General features: G+C 36.8%; 1 protein-coding gene. It reads left to right on the top strand.

Annotated elements, in window-relative coordinates; all coding sequences use genetic code 11:
- Positions 1–2,506, top strand: a 2,506-nt coding sequence (locus ACFIMM_RS03860; protein WP_375682431.1) for an autotransporter outer membrane beta-barrel domain-containing protein, incomplete at its 5' end; no start/stop codon positions are given.
- Positions 2,507–3,118: the final 612 nt, after the last annotated feature.

Genomic DNA, 3,118 nt, shown 5'->3' on the forward strand with positions numbered 1-3,118 from the left:
TTATAAGAAAAATTTTTTGTTATGTACAATTGCTGGAACTTTGATTTTTTCTCATTTCGGTTCAACTTATGCAAATACATCGGCTCCTGAAACTCCTGAAATTTTGGGGAAGATTGAATTAAATAAGGGAGAAGAAAAGACTTTAAATAATGTTCTTGTCCGCGATAAAGGACCTGGAATATTAGCGCATGATAAAGCAGCTATCACAATTGTAAAATCAACAATACACATGGAAATGTCTGCACTTTCTGTATCAGAAGGTGGACGCATTCATGCTAAAGAAATTAAAGCAAATACAGTATACAAAGGTTTAGAAACAAAGAATGGTATAATCAACGTTGAAGATTCAACCATAACCGTCCAACGAGGAGGTGCCGGTGGTATCGTTTTTTATGAAACAAAAGATTCTTCACTGAAAAGTGGAGAAAAAGTTGTCAATAAGGTTGTTCTTAGCAATACAAAACTTCTTGTGAAAAACGGTACCGGTATTCTTGGTCCCTACTGCTCAAGAGCCGTTGCTGAAGTTCAACTTAAAGACTCAGAAATTCGATCTGACGTATTATTGAGAAATAAAACGAAACGTAAATATTATGACAACGATACTCTTCCTGTAACTTTAGCATTAACCGCTGATAATTCAACAATAGAGGGACGAGCAAGAACTTTAAAAGTCAATACAACGGTTTTGACTCTGAATAACAAAAGCAAATGGTACTTAAAGACCTCTCAAGAGGAAGTCGATACTGACTTTAATGTATTTAACTATGAGCTCAGTGATATTAAACAACGAGCCCTTTCTACCGTTTCAGTACTGAATCTTAATAATAGTTCTATCATATTTAAGACACCACAAGGGCGGGAAAAAGATCATTATCATACCTTGTATGTAGGGCGAACAGCTGAGGTTCGTAGACCTGAGGGAAGTACAATCCCCGATATAGAAAGCACTTATAATACAGTTTACAATGCCACAGGCGATGCAAAAATTTATTTTAATATTGAATGGAGTGATGGTCTAGTAAAAGAACAGCAAAAAGCTGACCGCCTCCTTATACATGGTGATGTATCAGGCAGCACAACAGTCCATATCAAGAACCTTGCGAAAGGTGAGATATTAAAAGCTGAAGATTCTGTGTCTTCGAATATGCGTGGTCTTTCACTCATTCAAGTTTCTGGAAATGCAAATGAAGATTCCTTCAAACTTGCACACGGCTACACCACAATGGGGGGATTGCCTTATAAATATATACTCAAAGCCTATGGTCCAACATCCAGCCATGGGACAGCCGATAGCACACAAAGTCATTTTAGCGGAATATCACAAGAATCAAAAGAAAATACCCTCAAAGACTACACAATCTACACGATATCAGCATCAGGAACAATGATTGAAGGTGTTTCACCAAAAGAGAAAGAAGCGCAAAATACCGGTTCATCATCCCTTGGACAAGCAAACAACGCACAAAACATCTTGGAAAAAAATCAGAATTTCTGGGATTTTCGCTTGCAAAATGCGACTCTCGATAATGAAGGAAAGATCAGAGCTCTCGTTCCTCAAGTAGCAAGCTATTTGTCCATGCCTAACGCACTATTCTCAGCTGGACTGGCTGATATAAACAATCAAAACACTTTACTCAACTCGATGCAGGAAAACACCTTTGAGACAAAAGATCATAAAAACAAAGGAGTCTTCTTCTCAACTTATGGAAATAAGATGACATTATCCTCTCACCGTACGCCATTACAATATGGCTATGGTGCCGATATTCACTATGCAGCTTTACAGGCAGGCATTACATTAGCAGCTCTAGAAGATCAAAATATGACCGCCAATTTCGGTCTTTTGGGGACATATGGGAAATTAGCTTTCACCCCTAAAGACATGGAAGGTGCTGACAAGAGTACACTCAATAAATGGTCAATTACTGCATATAGTGGGCTGCGCCATAATAATGGGATATACATCCATGCGCTCTTCTCCTATGGAATGCTCAAGGGAGATATCACCACAGCTCTCATAGGAAAGACTGCAGAATTGAAAAATGCTGATACATTCAGTGCATCAGCAACCATTGGACAAAAATTCGAAACCAGTAAGAAAGGATTGGTCTTTGAACCACAAGCACAACTTGTTTATCAACGCCTCATGCTTGGCACACTCTCAGATGTCGATGGCTTTGATGTGGATATGGGAAATCCTTATCAATACTTAGTGCGTGTGGGTGGACGCTTAACGCAAACGAAGCTTTCTATTGAAAACGGCGGTATTCTTTCTTTCTATGGTAAACTAAACGTTGTTAAAGCTTTTTCTAACAATGGTACGATACAGATTGGTGAACCATTCCACCTTGATTCTATAGGAGCTGCCCTTGAAGGTGGATTTGGTGTAAATGCACAATTATCACAAAATATCGCCCTTCATGCTGATGTTAACTATCAATATAAGCTTCAAAAAACTGGTATATCTGGAGCAAGCTTTTCAGGTGGAATACGCTATCAGTTTTAAGAAAACGCAAAAAACAATTTATATTCTATTCATTTTAATAAAAGGCAGTGCAAATGTGCTGCCTTTTTATAATCTATCGGAAAGAACCGTTAACAACTATTCTTTCTACCACCTTTCTTGAGCCAATTAATCTCACTCAAACCAAATGTAATAAAATCTGTTATCTCTAAATGAATACTGAATTCTCAAGAGAGCTGCCTTTTTGATTTATAAAAATCAAATGCTTTTAATAAAATTTTTTGTATTTTAAAACACGTAATAAATAATTCTCTGTGTAAGAAAATCAATTAAAAGCTTTTTGTAAGCACACAGCAACAGCTTCCCCAAAAACTTTGTAGAGTTTCCATAACAACAGCCTTAAGCAACAAACATCCTTGCAAAATATTTTGTTTCTTAACACTTTTAAACGGAATACTGATCAATCTAGCTTTTCTGCAATTCATAGTTTCTAACTGCAATTTTTATTTTAAAAACTCTTCTAAAATCATTTTTTAAACGATAAAGAACAGGACGCAATATTTCGTTTTGTTGTTTACAATAAAAACATAATGATATAGAAACTGTCTGGGTACTTGCGCCATCAGGGGAATGAAGTAAGCATCAAAGCATACC

The sequence above is a fragment of the Bartonella sp. AP258QHHD genome (assembly GCF_042196145.1).
GTDB lineage: Bacteria > Pseudomonadota > Alphaproteobacteria > Rhizobiales > Rhizobiaceae > Bartonella.